Origin of the sequence: Alkalibaculum bacchi, from assembly GCF_003317055.1 — a bacterium.
GTDB lineage: Bacteria > Bacillota > Clostridia > Eubacteriales > Alkalibacteraceae > Alkalibaculum > Alkalibaculum bacchi.
In genome coordinates this window covers 26,801-46,697 of the sequence record NZ_QNRX01000019.1, presented here as the reverse complement: position 1 = coordinate 46,697, position 19,897 = coordinate 26,801, and the positions used below count along the sequence as shown (strand labels likewise).

16 protein-coding genes and 1 pseudogene are annotated in these 19,897 nt (G+C 30.1%); all 17 read left to right on the top strand.

Annotation, left to right across the window (positions count from 1 at the left end):
• Positions 1 to 283 precede the first annotated feature (283 nt).
• The 17 genes and pseudogenes from DES36_RS12480 (at position 284) to DES36_RS12400 (ending at position 19,513) form a co-directional block, all read left to right on the top strand.
• Positions 284 to 592 carry a hypothetical protein gene (locus DES36_RS12480; RefSeq protein WP_113921543.1) on the top strand — a complete coding sequence of 103 codons (309 nt, stop codon included), beginning with the start codon at positions 284 to 286 and terminating at the stop codon, positions 590 to 592.
• A complete protein-coding gene (locus tag DES36_RS12475) occupies positions 589 to 1,023 on the top strand; it encodes a hypothetical protein (RefSeq protein ID WP_113921542.1) in 435 nt (144 codons plus the stop codon). The genes DES36_RS12480 and DES36_RS12475 overlap by 4 nt, the downstream gene beginning before the upstream one ends.
• 23 nt (positions 1,024 to 1,046) lie before the next feature.
• The gene (gene mobP2 / locus DES36_RS12470) at positions 1,047 to 2,552 is read left to right on the top strand and encodes a MobP2 family relaxase (RefSeq protein ID WP_113921541.1); all 1,506 of its coding nucleotides are present in this window, start codon (positions 1,047 to 1,049) and stop codon (positions 2,550 to 2,552) included.
• Between the two features lie 115 nt (positions 2,553 to 2,667).
• Entirely contained in the window at positions 2,668 to 2,898 is a 231-nt protein-coding gene (locus tag DES36_RS12465; protein ID WP_113921540.1) for a DUF5511 family protein, read from the top strand.
• Positions 2,888 to 4,366, top strand: a complete 1,479-nt coding sequence (locus DES36_RS12460; protein ID WP_170128298.1) for a YodL domain-containing protein — start codon at positions 2,888 to 2,890, stop codon at positions 4,364 to 4,366. Before DES36_RS12465 ends, DES36_RS12460 begins: the two co-directional genes overlap by 11 nt.
• A gap of 73 nt (positions 4,367 to 4,439) precedes the next feature.
• On the top strand, positions 4,440 to 4,859 hold the full coding sequence (locus tag DES36_RS12455) for a hypothetical protein (protein ID WP_113921538.1): 420 nt from the start codon (positions 4,440 to 4,442) through the stop codon (positions 4,857 to 4,859).
• Positions 4,860 to 4,903: 44 nt separating this feature from the next.
• A complete protein-coding gene (locus DES36_RS12450) occupies positions 4,904 to 5,473 on the top strand; it encodes a metal-dependent hydrolase (protein ID WP_113921537.1) in 570 nt (189 codons plus the stop codon).
• Positions 5,474 to 5,804: 331 nt separating this feature from the next.
• Positions 5,805 to 6,335 carry a type III toxin-antitoxin system CptIN family toxin gene (gene cptIN, locus DES36_RS12445; RefSeq protein ID WP_113921536.1) on the top strand — a complete coding sequence of 177 codons (531 nt, stop codon included), beginning with the start codon at positions 5,805 to 5,807 and terminating at the stop codon, positions 6,333 to 6,335.
• Between the two features lie 51 nt (positions 6,336 to 6,386).
• Complete coding sequence (locus tag DES36_RS12440; protein WP_113921535.1) at positions 6,387 to 6,743, top strand: hypothetical protein; 357 nt, start codon at positions 6,387 to 6,389, stop codon at positions 6,741 to 6,743.
• 925 nt (positions 6,744 to 7,668) lie between these two features.
• Positions 7,669 to 8,106, top strand: a complete 438-nt coding sequence (locus DES36_RS15470) for a TnpV protein (RefSeq protein ID WP_113921534.1) — start codon at positions 7,669 to 7,671, stop codon at positions 8,104 to 8,106.
• A 533-nt stretch (positions 8,107 to 8,639) separates the two neighbouring features.
• Positions 8,640 to 13,583 (top strand): annotated as a pseudogene (locus DES36_RS15465) (helicase-related protein); the annotation flags it as partial.
• 61 nt (positions 13,584 to 13,644) lie between these two features.
• On the top strand, positions 13,645 to 14,610 hold the full coding sequence (locus DES36_RS12425) for a DUF3991 domain-containing protein (RefSeq protein WP_113921532.1): 966 nt from the start codon (positions 13,645 to 13,647) through the stop codon (positions 14,608 to 14,610).
• 106 nt (positions 14,611 to 14,716) lie between these two features.
• Positions 14,717 to 15,640 carry a Fic family protein gene (locus DES36_RS12420; protein ID WP_113921531.1) on the top strand — a complete coding sequence of 308 codons (924 nt, stop codon included), beginning with the start codon at positions 14,717 to 14,719 and terminating at the stop codon, positions 15,638 to 15,640.
• Between the two features lie 60 nt (positions 15,641 to 15,700).
• Positions 15,701 to 17,770: a type IA DNA topoisomerase gene (locus tag DES36_RS12415; protein WP_113921530.1), complete on the top strand. Its 2,070-nt coding sequence runs from the start codon at positions 15,701 to 15,703 to the stop codon at positions 17,768 to 17,770.
• 33 nt (positions 17,771 to 17,803) lie between these two features.
• Positions 17,804 to 18,244 carry a CPBP family intramembrane glutamic endopeptidase gene (locus DES36_RS12410; RefSeq protein WP_113921529.1) on the top strand — a complete coding sequence of 147 codons (441 nt, stop codon included), beginning with the start codon at positions 17,804 to 17,806 and terminating at the stop codon, positions 18,242 to 18,244.
• A gap of 30 nt (positions 18,245 to 18,274) precedes the next feature.
• Positions 18,275 to 18,913, top strand: coding sequence for a recombinase family protein (locus DES36_RS12405; RefSeq protein WP_113921528.1), 639 nt, complete (start codon positions 18,275 to 18,277; stop codon positions 18,911 to 18,913).
• Positions 18,914 to 19,330: 417 nt separating this feature from the next.
• The gene (locus DES36_RS12400) at positions 19,331 to 19,513 is read left to right on the top strand and encodes an AbrB/MazE/SpoVT family DNA-binding domain-containing protein (RefSeq protein WP_113921527.1); all 183 of its coding nucleotides are present in this window, start codon (positions 19,331 to 19,333) and stop codon (positions 19,511 to 19,513) included.
• Positions 19,514 to 19,897 lie beyond the last annotated feature (384 nt).

Here is a 19,897-nt window from a genome sequence, read left to right as displayed (position 1 = left end):
ATATACTCCTACTGGACAAAAAGCAAAATGAATTAGATGGAAATAGCGGAAAACATGCCCTGGAAATGATATGTAACGAATCTGGAAATGATACGGATAAAGCATGGAAAAGGCATGGAAAAAGCAAAAGAAATGACACCTATACAAAATTTATGAAACTCAACAGGCACAGCCTGTTTGCCACTTTTTTAAAAAAGTGGCACCGAGTTTCCTTATGCTCTTTTTTCTTTTAGAAACTAATGTTATTAAAATAGAATCAAAAGTACCTTAAGGCGGTGTTTGTGTGGATATAAAAGTAACCAATGTAGACGTTGCTTATATAAAAGAAATAGAAAGAAAGGCAAAAGAATTAAGTAAGAATTTAGGTAGAAATTTTTCGAGGAATGAATATATAAAAATGTTAATTCAAAATGATTGTGAACTAAGGTTAACTCAATTAAAAGAAGATAAATTTAATCATGCAGTTGATTTGCTTACTGCAACATTAGACCGTCAAGAAAAAACATTACAAGAATTTATAAATAGCAATACTAGACTGTTTCATTTGATGGCCAGTGGCGAGGATATTGGGGAAGGGGTTGATGAATTATGATAAAAAATAAGATTAGAAAAGAAATTATTTTTAGCGAAGTTCATGAAAATATTATTAATGAAATGATTGATAATATTCCTGGGATTAATTCATTTTCTGAAGCGGTAAGGTATGCGGTGTTATCTATGGCAGATCAAACGGATACAGCTAAAAAGGAAAAAGATATGCAAATAAAAATAAATTCTATATCTAAAAATATTGATATATTAATCGAAATGACAGCAGGTGGGTTTGATGCAAAAGAAGTTAAAGCAATCGGCAATGGGAAAGATACTTATATTTATAAAGATGCTAGAAAAAATGTTGAAAATGAAATCCAAACAGCTACTACGTTTAAATCAAATTTAAAAAAATCAAATATGATTAAGCCAGAATTAGAAATACAGTTAAAAGAAGAAACAATAAAAAAGTCGAGATCATTGTTTGAATAGTAACTTTATATGGAGGGTCATATATGGGGAGTCCTAGCGTTATTCTAACTTCACAATTCACAGTTCCAACAGCTAAAAGTTTTACGAAGTATGTAAGCTATATGACTAGAAAGGATGCTTTATTAGAAAAAGAAGAGAGTTTATCTAATGAAGAGCAACAAGAATTAAAAAGAATTGAGAATACATTAGAAACATTTAAAGTTGAAAAAGGAAAATCATATAGAACATTAAATAATAAAAAAGATTTAACTACAAAAGAACAAGAAGCAAATAATATTTTGAAAGAAAAAGACTCTTTTTCAGATGTATCAGATTATGAAAAGTACATACGATATATGACTAGGCAATATGCGTTAGAAAAAAAAAATAAATTAACAGTTGAAGAACAAAAGGTATTAAAAGTAGTTAAAAAAAAATTGTCTGATATCGTTAAAGAAGAAGTAAAAGAAGAAGTAAAAGAACAGGATGTTAAATTGGGAGTATTTTCTATTAATAAAGAAATTATGACTGTAGAAGATATTAAAGATGCTAATAAAATTATCAGTAATGCAGAAAAAAATGGTTCTGTTTTTTATCAAGATGTTATTTCTTTTGATAGAGAGTTTTTAGAAAAGGAGGGTATATATAATTCTAAAACAAATGAGTTAGATGAAGAAAAGATACAATATGCAAGTAGACAAATGATGAAACAAATGTTTAAGGATGAAAATATAGAAAATGGTTATTGGTTTGCATCTATACATAGAAATACAAAACATATTCATATTCATTATGGTACAGTAGAATATTATAATACTAGACCCCTAAGAATAATAGAGACAGAAGATGGAGAAGAATACCTTGCTCCAAAAGGAAAGAGAAAGCAAAGCACAATTGATAATATGAAAAGTACATTTGCTAATGCACTTATTGATCGTACTTCAGAGCTTTCTAGAATTTCTGAATTAAGAAATACATTAGTCCAAGATATAAAGGAAACTTATAGTAGAGATAAAAAAGCAATACAGCAAACAACATTATTCAATGAAATCTATAATGAATTACCTTCTAATAAAAAATATTGGCAATACGGAAGTAAAAAAATATCTGATAATACTAGAGAAAAGATAGACAGGCTTACAGATCTTCTGATGAATGATAATGAAGATTATAAAGAATATATTAGAAATATTAAAGAGGAAGATAAGTACAGAAAAGAATTATTTGGAGATTCTAAGCGAGATGAAAAAAATTATGCTAATAATAAAGTAGACGAGATTCATAAGAGATTGGGTAATTCATTATTAAAAGAGATGAAAAATAAAGATAATAATGTTAAGAGAAATAGGAGTATATATCGGCATGGAACAGGAGGAGAAGAAAAAAGGTTACAACAATATGAAACTTTTAATAAACCAATTATTAAAAGAAAAGATATTTATCGAATTAAGTGTGCATTAAGCGATGATTATGATAAATATAGGGCGGAAAGAGATTATGAGTATATTCAACAAAAAATTGCATGGGAACAACAAAAAAATGAACTTTAAATAGAACAAATTTAAAACGTTTATAAAATGTTTATGAAATGTTCGGTAAAATGTTGCGTAAAATGCTCGATAAAATAAAGAAGGGACTAGTTTTATTATGCAGGAGGTCATTTGTATGGAAAATGTAGAACAATATTCTAGTGGTAATTTATTTATGATTGAGGAAATAGATGCTGAAAATAATGTGTTATGTATAGCTAATTATATACTCGATAAAAAGGCTAAAGTTAGTGTTACAGATGAACAAATAGAATTTTATGCAATTACATTTGATGAAACAATTAAAAGAAATATGTTTCTTTTTGTAGAATATGATGAAAAGAGAGGTGTTATCATTGGCAAATAAAAAATATTCTCGTAAAACAAGTGAAGAAAGGTTAGCAGAAATTAAAGAATTGTCGATGTTAGCTGTGGAACAGATGGAAAAATATCAGAATTCTCCTAAAGAATTGTTAGAGTATGCAGAGTTTATGTCAAGGTTTTATAATTATTCTCTTAATAACCAACAATTAATTCAGAATCAGTTTGATGGAGCTATTGCTGTTGCAAGTTATAAAGACTGGAAAGAAAAAGGTTATTCTGTGACTAAAGGAGAAAAAGGCATTAAAATATTAACCTATACTCCTGTAACTTTATTTAAGGATAAAGAAGGTAATGAGAAAAGCATAACAGAAGCTACAGAAGAAGAAAAAGAATTGATAAAAAATAAGATACTAACAAGTCGCAAAATACCTTGCTTTAAAGTTGGTCATGTATTTGATGTTTCTCAAACAAATGCCCGATTAGAAGATCTCCCAAAGATATTTCCTAATAGACAATATGATTTTAAAATAGAAGGAGAAAATAATATAGAGTATTTGAAGAAGGGTATTAAGGCTGTTTCATGCGAACTCAATATTGATATAAGGGATATGAAAGAGTCTAGATTTGGATTTAGTGAATTAGGAGCAGCAAAGGGTGCATTTATACAAAGTATTAATTCAAGTGAAAAAGAAATTGTTCTAAATTCCAGAAATACAGAAACTCAAAACATAGCAACAGCTATTCATGAGTTGGCTCATGCAAGACTTCATAATAATTCTTTAGATAATGCTGCAAATTCTAAACCTACCAAAGAGTTTCAAGCAGAATTAACATCTTTCATCGTTTGCAAACACTATGGAATGGATACTTCTGAAAAAGCAATTCCTTATATATCTCAATGGACTAAAAATGGAATAAAATTGGAAGAAAAACAGAAAGCTATGGAAGAAGTACATCGAACCTGCAAAGAATTTATATCTACTATAGATAATATTATTCAAAAAGAGCAAGAAAGAGATCAAAATATGGAGAAAACTAAAACTATAGATATGACTGAAAAAAAATTATCTATTTATCAGCTAAAGCCAGGAGAAAATAATAGAGATCGAAGATGGATAAGTTATGATCAACTGTTAAGGCAAGGAGAAAACCCTGAAATCGAGAATTATAAAAACATAGGTAATTATCACCTATATTGCTCTGAATCGAATCATTCTCAAATATTAGAAGAGATATATACAACATTTAATATTGATAAGCCATCTGACTTTAATGGTCACTCTTTATCTGTAAGTGATATTATTGTTATTGAAGATAATGGAAAAGTTACTGCTAGTTATGTTGATGATATCGGATTTGTGAACTGCCCAGAATTCAAAAAACAACATCAAGAAATTGTTAAAAATTTAAAGCAAGACAAAGATAAAGGCAAAGAAATAGATAATCCTGATAAAACTGAAGCTAAGAAAAAAGCTCAAATGATGTATAAAAATCGAATGTTCGAAAGGTAAACCATACAAAGCAATATAAATATTTGTATGGTTTTTTATTTTGTTTACAAATTATGAAAGAGGAGTATTGCATATGAAAATAGATGAAAATACAGAGAACGAAACACCTTTTTATAAAGAAAACAGTCAAAATCATACTTCCATTGGGACAGGTACATATTATTTAGATCTACTAGAATATTATTATACTAATAATTTAAAGCAAACAAGTATTGAGGAGGGAAACTCTTTTAATAAAGGTGAAACTACAACAATACTTAATGTTGGTAAATACTCTTATGAATATGATCCTGCTGTAAACTATATAAATAAAATTAATAATCACAGTGGATTTATTGAAAAAGGTTTTGAAGCGGAACGTTCTTCAAAGTCTAAACAAATGGTTGAAAAAGATATAAAACTTGAGATAAAGGAATTAATTAATAATCAAGAAATGAAAACCAAAATAAAGTTACAACAAATAAAATATTTAAATCAAAGAGGAATGGAATAGTTAAGTTAAGACGAATAGTAGCTATTAAAGAAAGGAGGGATTTTATGCAGTATAAAACTCATGTGACAATATCGTTAGCTGTTGCATTACCAATTATGGCATCTACCAATACTCTTTCCATTGGCAGTGTTGCAGCTCTTAGCTTAGGAGCATTATTTCCAGATATAGATGAGCCTTATTCTTGGATAGGTTGTAGAACCAGGGGGATATCGGATCTTCTAAATGTTTTTTTTGGACACCGTGGAATAACTCATTCTTTATTAGGTTTGCTCTTAACATTCTTAACCTTGGTTTTAATGGTTAGTATAATTAATTTTAATGCTGTTACAGCTATTTTCTTTGTTTTTGGTTATGCTTTGCATTTAATACAAGATAGCTTTAGTAAATCTGGGATTAAGTGGCTTTCGCCTTTATCTGATACTAAATTTCAATCAGGCAAAGGAGTATTCTACTATACAACAGGTAGTATAGTAGAAAATTTTATATTATTTGTAACAGTAGTATGTTTATTGATTGAAATCCGATTATTAGATCTTAGTATGTTTCAAGCACCTAATTTAAATATTCTACAAATGCTAGGGAACTTAATTACAAAGTTTATGGCATTATTTTAGAAAAATTGAAACCCGAATTAAAAATGTAACGTGTAAGGAACAATAATAGAAAGGGGATAGATCGTTGAAATACTTTAGGTAAAAAATCTGTATAATAATTGACGTTAAGAGAAATATAGACTATAATTCTTATTAAGAAGATTAAAAGTGATGTCGCTAGTCCTTAAGCGACGAATAAAAAAGGAGTCGCCCTTCCTATTGGCGGACTAATAAAAAGGGATCGCAAACCTCGACTGCGATTAATAAAATCGGGGCAGGAAAGCAGTCCTAAGAGACAAGAGTAATTATTACTCTTGTCTCTTTTTTTATTTGTAAATGAGGGGAAATAACATTGAAGCCTGAACCAAATTATATATATACGATTAAGGATAAATTCTTTGTAGAATATCCAGATCCTTCTCTAAAATTCAATAAAGGTGGCGGTCGTCCTCATTACTACGCTTTTGAAGATAAAGAAAATGATCAAATATTATGGATGATTCCAATGTCTACAAAGATAGAAAAGTTTGAGGCCATCTTGAAAAACCGTGAGGAACAGAAAAAACCGAAGGACATTGCACATGTTTGTACGGTCGGTAACAGAAAATCAGCATTTGTTATACAAGATATGTTTCCTGTCACAAAAGACTATATTCTGGATAATTATAGAATCAAAGGTGAACCTCTTAAGTTGCTTGAAAAAAAGGATATTCAAGCGATTAATGGAAAAGCCGAGAGGATTCATTCTCTTATTAAAAAAGGTAAAAGATTCGCTAAACATCAGGTTGATACACAAGGAATTGAAAACAGCTTAAATGAAAAGCTTAAAAAGGATCAAATCAGAAAACTGAAATTTGCACAAAAACAAAATATGGATAGATAGCATTTTTGCTTTATGGAGGAAAGATTAATAATAAAAGGGGGATAAAGAAAAATGATAAAGTTTGCGATAAAACTTTACAACAATGACAAAGATGCTCATTTTATTTTTCATGCAACACCTGATTTAATACATTATACCTGGCAATGGTATCTAACTGATGATAAAGAAAATATAGGAGAACCCCTTGAGGGACAGCAATATGAAAGTTTTGTAACAACAACAGATTTAATAAAAGAAAGAGGTTATGAGGGGTTATATCTATATTGTGAATATATGGATAATAATACTAAGCGAAAATCTAAAACGGAATTCATTAGACTACATGCCGATATTAATAAAGTCATAGATTCGGGTATAGTTTTTGATGATATTTCAACATATGATAAGAATGGTATGATTTTAGATTAAACTCTACTTTAAGGAAATGTGGTGATTTAAATGACAAAAATAAATAGTATTCAAAGTATTTCGCTGAGAAAATCAAAAGATATTGTTCAGAGTGGTATAAGTTGGATGCAGTTTTTAGATAGTGCATGTTATACAAATAAATATTCTTTTCAAAATCAGCTTTTAATTTATGCTCAAAGGCCAGAAGCAAGAGCGGTTGCTAGTATGGACTTATGGAATAAACGATTTAACCGTTGGATAAATAAAGGATCAAAGGGAATTCAAATCGTTGATAATACAACTAACCCACCAACATCTAAATATGTATTTGATATTTCAGATACACATACAACCAGATTTACTACTCGTGATGTTTATTTATGGGAGTTTGATAAGGGGCTTCATAAGCCTGTTTTAGAGTTATTGGAAGAAGAAAAAGGGATACTGTCAGAAAATAAAGAATTACCTCTTGAAAATCGAATTTCTAGGTATGCAGAAAAAATAATTGATGCAAACTCTTTAAGTACTAAAGCAAATACTTTATTAAATATAAATTTAAGTACACAAGATTTACAAATATTAAAAACTTTAGAAATTCAATCTGTATCTTATATGATAATGAAAAGAATGGGGTTAGATACTAATACGTACTTTAAAAATCAAAATCAAGAAATAAATTTTGATTATATAAAAATGTTTTCTAGCTCAGATCCTGATATGTTTACATTATTAAGTTTATTAGTTTCTGAGACTATGGAAAACTATACTCAATTAAGTAATGACTTATCAAATAAGATAAAAGAGTTTGAAGAGAATGAAAATATTAAGGAAAAACACTTGCAAGAAACTATTAGCTCAAGTTATGCTATGAGTGAGGAAGAAAAGGGGCTAGAAATCGAAAATAGAGCCTATAACGATGATATAAAAGAAAGGGGTAAGGAGGAAAATGGAGAGAGTAATAATAGGGAAGAAGGAGTATTACGAGGAGAATGGAGTTTACACTCCAGTAGTGAAGGAAACGAGCTTCGAGGAATTGGGAGGGACTTACCTAATGGAAGGAGATTATCTTCTGCCCAATATGGAGCTAGAGACAACGGAAGCCAAACCAATAGGGAAATACGGGAGCCTAAGACTAATGTACCTAATGAAAAACAACAAGGTATTGTACAACAGCCTATCGATACAGGGGAAACTTCAACAACATCTAGTGGAGATCAACGAACGAGCGAACGAGAGACTAGAGAAAACAATAAAACAAATGATGGAGACTTACGAAGTAACAGAGAATTTAAAAGAAAACAATCAGATGGAATGGGTCAGACAAGTGAACAACATCAAGGCGATGTGCGAGGAAGTAATTTACGAGGAAATGATTTACGCATAGAACCAAGCCAAATTAGCTTATTTCCAAATGAATCTATTGAAGCAGTGGTAGAAGAAACCACTGCTTTTTCTATTTCTCAAAAGGAAATAGATGATGTCTTAATAGGAGGTTCAGGATTTGAACATGGAAAGTTTAGAATAGTAGATTTCTATATGAAAAATCCAACAAATAAAGAACTAGCTGATTTTATAAAAAAAGAATATGGCGTAGGGGGGTGGGGTGCTCCAGACAAAGAAAATTTTATTTCTAATGTATCATATGATTCTAAAGGAATAACTATGTCTAAAGGAAGCTTAGTAAATCCTAGTGCTGAATTAACCTTAAAGTGGCCAAAAGTAGGAAAACGAATTACTGAACTTATATCTAGGGATGTCTATTTAAGTTTAGAAGAAAAGAGACAGTTTGAAGAATATTATAAAGAGGTAAAAGAGCAAATTCAAAATCAAGCTTATATTAATTTAGCTGTAAATGATGGTTTAGATAACCAACATGAAGAAACTTCTAGTATCTCTACAGATCAAGAAAAGCGTAACTTCCATATCACTAATGATGATTTAGGAGTTGCTGGAGCAAAAACTAAGTATAAATGGAATGTAGAAGCTATTAGGACTTTAAAAAATCTAGAAGCTGATAATAGATTAGCTACACCTGGGGAACAAGAAATATTATCTAAATATGTGGGTTGGGGTGGCCTATCATATGCATTTGATGAAAATAATGATACCTGGTCAAAGGAATATGTAGAGTTAAAAAGTATTTTAACAGATGAAGAATATGGTAGTGCCAGGGAATCAACATTAAACGCTTATTATACATCTCCTATTATTATTAAATCTATGTATCAAGCCCTCAACAATATAGGATTTAAAGAAGGGAATATCCTTGAACCATCATGTGGAACTGGTAATTTTATGGGACTTATGCCTAAGGATATGGAAAATAGTCGCATATATGGTGTTGAATTAGATAATTTAACAGGAAGAATAGCAAAACAACTTTATCAAAAATCAGATATTACTATAGGTGGGTATGAAGATACAGATTTTTCAGATGCTTTCTTTGATGTAGCTATTGGAAATGTACCGTTCGGGCAATATAGGGTGTCCGATAGGAGATATGACAAGGAAAACTTTCTAATCCATGACTATTTCTTTGCAAAAACATTGGATAAGGTTAGATCTGGTGGCGTTATAGCTTTTATTACATCAAAAGGTACTTTGGATAAGGAAAATGAAACTGTTCGTAAATATATTGCACAACGTGCCGAATTGTTAGGAGCTATCCGATTACCTAATACTGCGTTTAAAGCTAATTCAGGGACAGAAGTTACCTCAGATATTATTTTCTTGCAAAAGCGAGATGAAATATTACTTGATGTAGAAGCTTTAGACTGGATACGTGTAGGGACAGACGAGAACGATATTCGAATAAACCAATATTTCATAGATCATCCTGAAATGATTTTAGGTAATATGGAAATGGTAACAACTCAATTTGGAAGAAAAGAAAGTAGTTGTATTCCATTTGAAGATGTAAATCTAGAAAACCAGCTATTAACTGCAATAAATAATATTGAGGGCGAGTTTGTAGAAATAGAAATAGAAGATGTCGAAGAAATAGAAAATGACTCTATAATATCTGCTGACCCTTTTGTTCGTAACTTTAGTTACACTATTTTCAACGATGAAGTTTATTTTAGAGATAATTCTAAAATGTTTAAACAAAATTTATCAGAAGTAGCTAAGGAGAGGGTTAAATGTCTCATTGAACTTAGAAATGCTGCTTATAAAGTAATTGACTATCAAACAGAAGATTATGACGAAATAGAGATTAAAAAATCTCAAGAAACTTTAAGTAGTATATATGATAACTTTGTAAAAGAGTATGGAAGATTGAATGAAAGAGCAAATATTAAAGCTTTTGAAGGGGACTCTTCATATGCTTTATTAAGTTCATTAGAAATCCTTGATTCTGATAATAAGTTCAAAAGAAAAGCAGATATTTTTACAAAGAGAACAATTAGAAAGCATATTATCCCAACTCATGCCGATACTCCTACAGAAGCTTTAGCAATATCTATCAGTGAGAAAGCAAAAGTAGATTTAAAGTATATGGAGCAACTTACAGGAATTAATCAAGAAGACCTGATAAATAAGCTAGAGGGTGTAATTTTTGAAAATCCAGAAACATCTAAGTTTGAAACATTAGATGAATATCTTAGTGGAAATGTAAGAGAAAAACTAAAGGTTGCTAAAGAAAAACAAGATGAATATAAGGAGTTTTTAAGAAATATAGAACTTGAAGAAGAGACATCTAAAACTATTCTATTAAGACAAAAGACACAGGAAAAGATTAATACTTTGGATTTTAATGTTAAATGTTTAGAAAAAGTTGTACCAGAAGATCTAACAGCTAGTGAAATTACTGTTAGACTAGGTGCTTCGTGGATACCTCCTTACGATATTGAACAGTTCATGTATGAAACTTTTGAAACTCCAACATATAACAGGTGGGAGATGGGGGTTACTTACTCCTCGCCTACTGCTAAATGGTACATTAAAGGAAAATCATTAGATTATGGTAATATCCTAACAACTAATACATATGGAACAAGTCGTATAAATGCTTATAAGATATTAGAAGAGACATTAAACTTAAAAGATGTTCAAATTAAGGATAAAGTAACTGATCCTGATGGTAATGAGCGATATGTACTCAATCAAAATGAAACCATGTTAGCACGGGAGAAACAAGATACTATTAAACAAGCCTTTGAAGATTGGATATGGAAAGATCCAGATAGACGAAATAGGCTAACAAAATTATATAATGAGAAATTTAATGCTATTCGTCCTCGGGAATACGATGGTGGCCATCTTACTTTTCCTAGAATGAGTCCTTTGATTACATTAAGAGAACATCAAAAAAATGCAGTTGCTCATACTTTATACGGTGGAAATACTTTACTAGCTCACGTTGTAGGTGCTGGAAAAACCTTTGAAATGGTAGCTTCTGCAATGGAGAGTAAAAGGCTTGGTTTATGCCAAAAGTCCTTATTTGTAGTGCCTAATCATTTAACAGAGCAATGGGGAACAGAATTCTTACAGCTATATCCATCTGCTAATATTTTAGTAGCAACAAAAAAAGATTTTGAACCTAAAAATCGTAAAAAGTTTTGTAGTCGTATTGCAACTGGCGAATATGATGCAATTATTATAGGCCATAGTCAATTTGAGCGTATTCCAATGTCTGATGATTTTCAGAAAAGAGAAATTAAAAGGCAAATTGATGAAATAACAGAAGGAATTAAAGAGTTAAAAGAAGAAAGTGGAGATAACTTTAGTGTTAAACAATTAGAAACAACTAAAAAATCATTAAGCACTAGATTAGATAAGCTAAATGATCAAAGCTATAAAGATGATGTTGTAACTTTTGAACAATTAGGTGTAGACCGTCTTTATGTTGATGAAGCCCACTCTTATAAAAACTTATTTTTATATACTAAAATGCGAAATGTTGCTGGAATTGGGCAAAGTCAAGCAAAGAAATCTACAGATATGTTTATGAAATGTCGTTATATGGATGAAGTAACTGGTGGAAAGGGAATAGTTTTTGCTACTGGTACACCAATTAGTAACTCTATGACAGAAATGTATACGATGCAACGATACTTGCAATATGATGATTTAAAGAAAAGTAATCTAGAAAATTTTGATGCTTGGGCAAGTACTTTTGGAGAAACAGTAACAGCTATTGAACTTGCACCAGAAGGTACTGGATATCGTATCAAAACACGTTTTTCTAAGTTCTATAATTTACCAGAACTTATGAATATGTTTAGAGAAGTAGCCGACATAAAGACAGCTGACATGTTAAACCTCCCTGTACCAGAAGCAGAATTTAAAACAGTAGTTACAAAGCCTACAGAACATCAAAGAGAAATAGTATCGAGCCTTTCAGAACGTGCAGAGGTTGTCAGAAATCGTGGTGTTCCACCTGAGGTAGATAATATGTTGAAGATAACAAATGATGGGCGTAAATTAGCACTAGATCAAAGATTAATTAATGAAAATTTACCTGATGATGAAAATAGTAAGGTTAGTGTTTGTGCTAATAATGTATTTGATATTTGGAATAAAACCAAAGATAAACGCTCAACTCAACTTGTTTTTTGTGATTTATCGACACCTAAAGATGATGATAGCTTTAATGTTTATGATAGTCTTAAAAATAAGTTAATAGAAAAAGGAGTCCTTGAAAAAGAAATTGCATTTATTCATGATGCTAAAAGTGAAAAACAAAAAGATAAGCTCTTTGCTAGTGTACGGGCAGGAAAAGTCCGTGTATTAATAGGGTCTACTCAAAAGATGGGTGCTGGTACTAATGTTCAAGATAAATTAATTGCCTTACACGACTTAGATTGCCCTTGGAAACCTTCCGATCTAGAACAGCGGATGGGTAGAATAGTTAGACAGGGGAATGAAAATGAAAAGGTTGAAATATTTCGCTATGTTACAGAGAATACTTTCGATGCGTATCTATATCAACTTGTAGAGAATAAACAAAAGTTTATTAGTCAAATAATGACAGGTAAAACCCCTGTAAGAAGTGCTGAAGATGTAGATGAATCGGCACTCTCTTACGCTGAAATTAAAGCCTTGGCTACAGGTAATCCACTTATAAAGGAAAAGATGGATTTAGATATACAGGTATCTAAATTAAAAGTTTTAAAGTCTAGTTATTTAAATCAAAAATACAACCTTGAAGATAAAGTTTATCATTGGTACCCAAAACAAATAAAGGAGCTTACAGAACTTATAGGTGCACTCAAAAAGGACATAAAACATAGCTCGGAAAACAGTGATGATGTGAAAAAATTTACTTTCATGGAGATTGATGGACACATATATACAGATAAAGAAGATGCTGGTAAAGCACTTTTATCTTCATGCATGACAGTTCGTAGTAGTGAGCCAAAGAAGATTGGAAGCTATAGAGGTTTTAAAGTATATCTGTCTTTTGATAGTATTAATCAAAATTTTAAAATTGGTTTAAAAAATTCTGTAACTCATACTACTACTTTAGGAAAAGATAATATCACTCGTTTAGACAATACGCTAGATAGTTTACCTAAACAGCTAGAAAAAGCTACTGAAAAACTAGAAAATATACAAAAGCAGGTAGAAAATGCTAAATTTGAATTAAGTAAACCTTTTTCAAAAGAAGATGAATTAAGAGAAAAGCAGCAAAGACTTTTACAATTAGACACCTTGTTGGATATGGGGAACGGGTTTACACAGGAAACTACATCAGAAAGAGAGATAGAAGAAAATGCTAACATTGACAACGAAAAAGTAGATACTATTACAGAAGATTTTATCATAAAAGATAATGACATAAATGATAGCGTATCAGAAAAAAAATCTATCTCTAATCGTATAAAAGATTCTTTATTAAGTTATCAACTAGAACGTTAGTAATTTACTGATTAAAAACAATCCTTTATTTAAGGTTTATCCTTCTTAAACTCTAGGGGAGGTGGGTAAAATCTATTCTCAAAAAGAAATTAATCAAGCCCAATTAATAGATATAGTAGATTATTGTCTTAGAAACAATATAGGGATTATTAAGAATAGCGAGCGTTATTATCGCTTAGTCGATCATGATAGTTGCGTTATAGATAAAAAGAACAACTTATTCTACTGGAATAGTAGGAGCATTGGCGGAAATGTTATCAACTTCATACAAGAGTTTGAAGGGGTAAGTTTTAGAGAAGCTATGCAAAGGTTAATAGGAGGTGCAAAAGAAGGGATAGATTTATCTAATAATATCAATTATAAGCTTCATATAAAAGAAAAATTTACTGCTAAATCATTTGTATATGCGAAAGATAAAGAAGTCTCTTCATTCTACAAAGCTAGGAATTACCTTATTAATGAAAGAAAAATAGACCCGAAGATAGTAGATGATTTGCACCAAGAAGGATTAATTAAACAAGATAAATATAATAATGTATTATTTTTATGGAAGGATAACAAAAAAATAGTAGGTTGCAGTGAACAAGGGACTATAAAGTCTGACAAATTAAAGCGTGGTTATTGGAAAAGTATCCAGGAGAACTCAATTTCAGATCATGGTTTTAACATTTTGATCGGAAAACCCAAAAACTTAAAGTTTTTTGAATCATCTATTGATTTATTAAGCTATGCAACTTTAAATAAGAAATCGTTGAAAGATGTTCATTTAATTAGCATGGAGGGTCTAAAATACGGTGTTATCTTGAATTATATAGATAAAACCGAAAAATTACTAGATAAAGGTAATATCAACATTTCGCTCTGTGTAGATAACGATATAGCTGCAATGAATTTTATCATTCATACGATAGAAATTTTAAAGGAGAAAAAAGCAAATTATAATATCATTACGGAGATACCTTTAAATTCAACTTTGGCCCAAAAGTGGGATTGGAATGATCAGTTAAAGTTCTTTAATAAATATTAAATAGAATAGGGTAATATATTGTTTATTAGAAAGTGACGATTAAGTGCTGCTAGAATATATGTTATAATTAATATATTAGACTATCAAAGAAAGGTAGGTATTACTAGTGTTTGGAGAAGATAGACCATATGAGGAAGTGAATTATAACAATCCAAAAGAATATAAAAAAGATTTATGGAAAGCTAGTTTTGGACTACAAAAAATAGATGGATTAACACCTTCCGAATACCTTGTTGAATTGTCAAAAGAAGAAATCGAGGGAAAGAAAACCTATTCAGAAATTAAGGAAGAACTAGATAAGTATTATTCATCTGATAAAGCGAATAAAGAGAATGAAGAAGCAGACAAAGTATCTGTCCGCATTGCTGAATGGTTGTCACAACCCAGGCCTTTTGAAATTAGTACAAGAAGGTTAAAACAGATCCATGCTCACTTGTTTTCGGGAATTGATACCTTTCAGTATCCTGTAGGGAGGTTTAGAGAGGTTAATATTTCAAAGAGTGAACCAGTGTTAAATGGTGCTTCTGTTTTCTATGAATCATGGAATATGTTAGATGCAGCTTTTGAAATTGACTTTGAGGAAGAATCGAAAAAAGATTATTCGTTATTAAAACAAGAAGAAAAGGCTAAGTCAGCCATGGCGTTCATATCAAATTTATGGCAAATTCATCCCTTTAGGGAAGGGAATACTCGTACAAGTGCAGTTTTTGCGATAGAGTATTTTAGAGATTTAGGTTTTGATATAGATAATACTATGTTTGAAAAACATTCTAGATATTTTCGAGATGCATTAGTTAGAGATAATTGTCTGAAAAAATGGCAAAATCCTTATTTTTTAGATTGTTTTACTGAAAACTTAGTATTAGGTGGAAATCATGATTTAGAAAGTTTAAACTTAAATATAGATATAGAAGTAGATAAGGATTTAAACCTAGATAAAGATATGAATGAGAATGAAAAAAACAAAGAAATGAAGATAGATCAAAAATTTAAAATGGATTATATAAAAAATAAGATGGAAAGGCAATGATTAATAACTGTACGGAATTTTGTACAGTTATTTTTTATTGTTTAAAAGGAGTTCTTATAAATGAAAATAGTTATACTAGCAGAAAAACCAGATCAAGCAAAAAAATATGCAAATGCACTTGGAAAGGCCAAAAGAGGAAAAGGGTATTACGAAGTAGATACTTCTATCTTAAATGGAGAAGTAATAGTAACATGGGGAATTGGGCATTTGGTAGGCTTATCATCTATGGATAAGTACGGGGAGCAGTACAAAAAGTGGAATATGGATAATCTACCTTTCCAGCCAGAAAAAATGATTTACGAAGTTACCAATACTACGAAAGATCAATTTTATAATGTTAAAAAGCAAATAGATGCAGCTGACTTAATTATTATTGGAACGGATCCAGATAGAGAAGGTGAAAACATTGCTTATTCTATTTTTTCAAAATGCTCTTCTAAAGTCAAAAATACACCTAAAAAAAGATTGTGGATTAATAGCATGGTCGATAAGGAAATTCAAAGAGGTTTTCAAAACTTACGTGATAGCAAGGAAACATTTAATTATTACAAAGAAGCTCAAACAAGGCAAATCAGCGATTATTTAATAGGAATGAATTTTACTCAATTCTTTACCTTGTTAGTACAATCAAGAGGGTTAAAAGACATATATTCCCTTGGTAGAGTGCAAACACCTACAAATAGTATTGTCGTAGAAAATGATTTAGCAATTCGGAACTTTAAAGAAGAAACGTTCTATAAGCTCTTTGGGGATATACCAAAAGGTGGTAAATCAGCGAAGTTTATTAATGATACAAAATATAAAAACAAGTCAGAACTGATGGAAGTGATGAGTCGTTATAACTTAAATCAACCAGTACAGACAGTTATTAAATCTGTTAAAAAAGAAATGAAAGAGAAGAAGTCTCCAAAACTATTTAATCTTGGCGGTATACAAAGCTATGCTAATAAAAAATGGAAATATAGTTTAGATCAATCCCTAAAAATCATTCAAAGCTTGTATCAAGAAGGGTATCTCTCCTACCCTAGAACAGACTGTGATTTAATTACTACTAACGAATTTGAGTACCTAAAAACCAATCTGGAAAGCTATAAACAGGCTATCAGAGTAAGTTTTAATAATGGGAATATGGAAGCTAGAAAAGAATATGTTAATGATGCTAAGGTGTTGGAACACTATGCGATTATTCCTACTGAAAACATTCCTGATTTGTCTACTTTGAATGAAGCTCAGAAAAATATTTACCAGGCGGTCGTTAAGAACACTATCCTTATGTTCGCTGAGAATTATGTTTATGAATCAACGATTGTTGAAATAGATGTTAACGGTATTCAATTTACAGCAAAAGGGAACATACCTAAAAAAGCTGGGTGGACGAATATCGAAAAAATAGATATTGAAGAAGAAACGGAAACTGATAAAACTACAACATTGCCCGAATTTTTTGAGGGAGAAAAAGTCGTATTCACGACTAAATTAGAAGAAGGAAAAACAACACCGCCTACACGACTAACAGAAGCTACTTTAGGCGGGAAAAATGGAATGATGGATAAACTAGGCCTAGGTACTCCTGCAACACGTTCTTCTATTGTAAAAACCCTAATTGATCGAGAGTACATTAAAGTTGAGAAAACGAAGCTATATCCTACAGAAAAAGGATCGCTTTTATATGATATGACAAAAGATCTCCTTTTAGGAAGCCCTGAAATGACAGCAAGATGGGAAGAATATTTGAAAAAAATAGGTACTGGAGAAAAATCACAAAAAGGATTTTTAGGCAATATCAATGAATTCATTGTGAAAACATTAAATGAGTTAAAAAGTAAAGAGATTAATGCTGATAAAATACAAAGAATAAAAAATAATGATAAGATAGAAGTAGGTGATTATTTAGTAAGAGTAGAAAAAAAGGTATATAAATGCTTTAAGAGAGAAAACGAAAGTGATTCATTTATAATATTTAAAAGTATATTATCAAAAACAATTACAGAAAACAATGTAAAACAACTTTTAAATAAGGGGAAAACTTCTTTAATTAAAGGCTTTACATCTAAACAAGGAAAAAAGTTTGATGCTTATCTTGTTTTAATAGATGGGAAAATTCAGTTTGACTATGATAATAAAAAATAGTTTAATTATAAATGAATAGAAAGGTAACTTCTGTTGAATAGAATATATAGTGAAAAAAATAAGTTTTTTGCTGTTATCAAGGGGACCTTCCTTGTAATAATCATTAGTTTGGGTTTTGCTTATTTCAGGACCATTATGCCTATCAGTGTGGAAAGTACCAATATTATTAATGCAAATATAGAACTTAATTTTATAAGATTAGTCCTTCCCCTTTTTCTTTCTCCATTAGTGGAAGAATTAATATTTAGAAAGTATATTCCATATATGTTTGAGGATATTTTAGGAAAAATAAAAGCTATTTTTTTTTCAAATATAATATTTTCTTTTATGCACTTAGATCCGTTTTTCTTACCTTATCTTATAAATGGATTAATTTACTCTTATTTTTATAAAGCAGCAAAAGATATTAAGGTACCTATTTTTACTCACATAAACTATAATATCTTTGTTTTTGTAATGACATATTTGAACTGACAACTTATTAATAAGAAGGGGTTTTAACAAATGAGGATAGGGTACATTAGAAACAATCAAAATAAACATGAACTTAATTCTACATCTGATGATGGACAAATTAATAAGATGAAGAAAGCTAATGTTGAAAACATTATTATTGAAGTTTTTCAAAATCAAGATGAAGATAATAAGGATAAAAAAAACAATAAAAATGAGGATATACAGCAATATTTTAAAAATACTTTATTGAGTTCTATTAATGAATTGAGAAAAAACGATACCATTGTTGTTTTAGGTCTTAGCGAATTGGGCGAATCTTTAAGTGATATTATAAAGGTTCTTGAAGTAATAGATGCAAAGGGAGTTCAAATTGAAATACTAGATCATTGTTTTCAGGGTATTAATATTAATAAAAAACAACTTATTGCTACTTTAAAATGGGTAAAGGATAAAGAAAGAAAAGATATTATAAAAAGGCAGGCCAGAGGTCAACTTATAGCAAAAGCAAAAAATATGAAGGGTTCTGGAAGAAGAAAGAAATATTCACCTTATGCTGAAGATCCAAAAGATCGTGAAACTTATTTTACAGTACTTGCTATGCTGGAAGAAGATGTTCCCATAAAGAGGATTGCTGAATTATTAAATATATCCAGAAGCACGATTTATACTATTAAAGATGGTAAATAATCGTTTTTAATCCTAAGAGCAGAAATAGCTTATTTCTGCTCTTTTTATCTTATAATATACTATTTATCCAAATAATAAATAAGAACTCTTAAATGGTAAATATACAGGCCGATATTACTTAGACTATGAATAAAATGTATAAAAATTAAAAGATCCATATTTCTTTATCCACTTCTTGTTATTTTAGAGTACTATTCATACTTTTACTTTATCATTCTTAAAGTAAAGCTTTAGGCAACATATTCATCCTTCATTTACTACTTTAACTATACACCTCCAATGAAAATTATCTCAATGCCTGCTTTTTGAACACTTTATTATATAAATTTATGAAAATTAGTTGACGGTACGTCTAGGTGGTGGTAAAATGAGCTTGGAATTAGAATAAAATATTTAACATACACTGGAGAGTTTATATTGGAAAAAAGATATGTGAAGTTAATAGCAACAAAGGGGGGGAGTGGTAGCGAATCATTTAGGGTTTCCTTACCTACTACCTGGATAAGATCGATGGGATTAGGTAAGAATGCTAGAAACTTAATTATTAGTTTTGATGGAAAACAAATAATAATAGAAAATAATAATCAAGAAAACAAATAATCTATTAATCATAATAAATAAAAATAAAATATGGAAGAATTTTGTTGAAACAAAGCAGAAATAACTGTACAATAATACTAAAGTTTTATTCTTTTAAAAATTAAATAATAAAAAAACCGTCGTTAAGACGGTGTAGAGCTTCAGTTCTTTTATTATGTTGAAAGCATATTAAAAGTACTTAAGGTAAAACAGAGATACCTAGAAGCAATGGGATAACCCACAACCAAAGCTGCTTATTTTATTATACCCATATTATAGCAAAGTATAAGAGGTATGACAAGATAAAAACTTAAGTTTAGCTGTGGTAATTTGAGGAATATTATACCCTAGGTATCAGATACCTAGGGTATTTTTGATGCTTATTTAGGCTCTATGGTCTTTTTA